At 62.1% G+C, this 2500-nt stretch carries 2 protein-coding genes (1 of these 2 cut by a window edge); both read right to left on the bottom strand.

Annotated features, from left to right (window positions below):
- A protein-coding gene (locus ACVWZ1_RS11565) for a DUF559 domain-containing protein (protein ID WP_457503429.1) crosses the window boundary here: on the bottom strand, positions 1 to 1189 show its 5' end (the start). 3380 nt of this gene lie to the left of the window's left edge; only the first 1189 of its 4569 coding nucleotides appear in the window; the start codon lies at positions 1187 to 1189; its stop codon lies beyond the left edge, outside the window.
- A complete protein-coding gene (locus ACVWZ1_RS11560) occupies positions 1186 to 2283 on the bottom strand; it encodes a hypothetical protein (protein ID WP_457503428.1) in 1098 nt (365 codons plus the stop codon). The genes ACVWZ1_RS11565 and ACVWZ1_RS11560 overlap by 4 nt, the downstream gene beginning before the upstream one ends.
- Positions 2284 to 2500 lie beyond the last annotated feature (217 nt).

Genomic DNA, 2500 nt, shown 5'->3' with positions numbered 1-2500 from the left:
CTTCCCGATAGTAGGATAGATGCCAAAAGGCCTCCAGCAGAGCCCGATTGCTGAGGCTGTAGGTATCTAGATCGAGGGGAGCAAAAAGCTCGCCGTTAAGAGGAGAGACCTTCAACAGGTTGGCCAGCTCTTCCTTCGAGAACACCCTCCACAGCACCCGCAAGCTGCACCAAAGATCCTCGTGTTCGGTATAGGCACTCTGCCGATCCAAAAGCCGCCGCAACCGCGTCACGCTGTAGTGATCCCGGTAGAGAGGATTGTCGCTAATCAGCCCCCGCTCCTCCGAGACCAGCAAAAACAGAAAGCGATAGACCAAGCGCAACAGTTGCCGATAGAACTCCTCTGGGGTGAGAGGCTCTGAGCTGCCGGCTTTCGGGTCGATCCGCCTCCGCAGGTCAGTGTTGTTGGAGCGCTCCAGAAAGCCGTTGGCCAAGCGCTTCAGACATTGCTCCACACCATCCCGCAGCCGATCCCGTACCCGCCCCCCCTGTTCCAAGGCGTCCCGGTAGTACTGCTCCAGCAGGCAGGTTGGGGCATCTTCAGCCCTGTGCGGCAGCCGACTGCGGTGCAGCAGCCGGTAGAGGATGGCAAAGTCGTTAAAGCGCTGCTCCTCCAGGATTTGCTGCAGGTCAAACTCGGCGTAGGCTTGGCGACGCACGAAGGTGCAATCTCGCAAAAGGCGCAGCCTCAGGCCGTTGCTCACAATGCCCCAGAGGTGATCGCTGCGGTTGAGGTACTCCTGCACCAGCGAATGGGGCGCAAGTCTTGGTCGACCGCTGGGAGCCAGACGCCCCAGCTCCTGCCGAACCCCGACAATGTGGACTGGCGGTGCATCCTCCGCCTCTCCGGCGCGATGCGAAATGGCAAACGTGGCACCGTCTATTTCGTAGGCGCGCGCGTTGTAGCGCAGCTCGTACCCCAGCAGGCTCAGAAACGGGATCAACCAGACATCGCGAGTAACCGAGGTGGCCAAGTCGCTCTCCGGCAGGCGCTCTAGGCGACGCCGGAAGATCTCCCACTGGGCGCGGGCCTCGGCAAAGACGCCGGCAATCTCATCCGTCAGGCTGCGCCGGTTGTCCAGCCCAAAGTCTTTCGGCTTCTGCCCAGTAAGCTCGCCGGCAAGGAGCTTTTCCAGCGTATCGGGGCCCAAAAGCCCCCCTTCAAGGCGTACGGCAGGGAACTGGCTCATCGCGACACCACAGGTTGCAAGACAAGGAGTCCCAGAAGATCGGGAGGAAATTGCGGCTTGACCGCCAGCCCCCGCACCTGCAGTGCCACCGCCTGACGGACGCGTTTGTGAGCAGCAGTCAGTTCGTCCGCGCGGCGGACAATTCGATCCCGGATGGCTTGTTGCAGCAAGTGCCCTGTGCCCCAGGCTTCAGGGGGATCCCTGTGCCAGTCTCCAAGGTTGCTGAGCACCCGTCGGATTAGCTCCTGCTTCTCGGCCAGAGGGGGATTGTCATCCGGCTGGGCTTCTGCCAGCAGCCGCAAGGCATCGCCGGTCTCCAGCCACTGGGGATTGCTGCCTCCCAGGCCAACATAGGCAAGCACCAGGACTTCTTCCGATAAAAGGGATCGGGCAGCAGGTTGCTCGACCAGGTAGCGTATACGCAGCAGCAGGATGGTCGTGAGTTTGGTTACGGCACGGGTGCGCAGGACGCCGCAGCGGGAGACCACCCTGCTATTGGGGCTGGGATCGTTCAAGGCTGCCTCGAAGAGGTAGCGGGCCAACGTGGCTACGAAGCGGTGGTTTCGGCCAATGTATTCCGCCCCTTCAGGCGTGGGCGAGTCGAAGCTGATGAGCCACCGACCGTCCTTGGGGGAGGGCAGGGCCAACTTGACCAGTTCAGGCAGGGTTCTGGTCGCCTCTGGAGTGATGCTCGCCCGAAAGACACCCGGTCGGTTGTCCGGGGAAACAGGCAGACCAATGCGCTCTGCTGCCGCCAGGAGGAATTCGCGCACAGCCGTGGGATCCCCTAGCACAGCATCTGTGGCCTCAACTTCCCGCTGCACTTCTTCGGGCTTGAGCGCCCGCTGGGCAAACCGGGTGCGATTGATCTGCTCGCGCTCGGCGTACTGTTGCCACTGCCGATGAAACTCTTCCACTTCTGGCACGCCAAGGTCGAGCACAAGCTGGCGTTCGGCAGACCAGCGTCCCCTGCGCAGGAAGAGGGCTTCAAGAACGGCCTGCGTGACGCTCTCGCTGGCTTCCGGCACAGGCACATGGGTGCCCAAGGCGCGGTGGATCTCCCGCGCTTTGTTGAGCAGCACCTCAAGCACCACGCCGTCTATGGGGTTGTCGCGCCCAAAAAACCGAATGACCCTGACCCGCCCGGCCTTTTGGCCGTAGCGATCTACTCGGCCCTCCCGCTGCTCCAGCCGATTGGGATTCCACGGCAGGTCGTAGTAAACTACCCGGCACCCGCGCTATGCGCAGGGTGCGGGCTTTATCCCAATCCCTAGCGGCCCCAGAGGGCAGCTAAGTTTCGGAATTTCAGGC

This window comes from Thermostichus sp. MS-CIW-25 (assembly GCF_054060015.1).
Note: the sequence above shows the minus strand (reverse complement) of the source record. Positions and strands in the feature narration are given on the sequence as shown.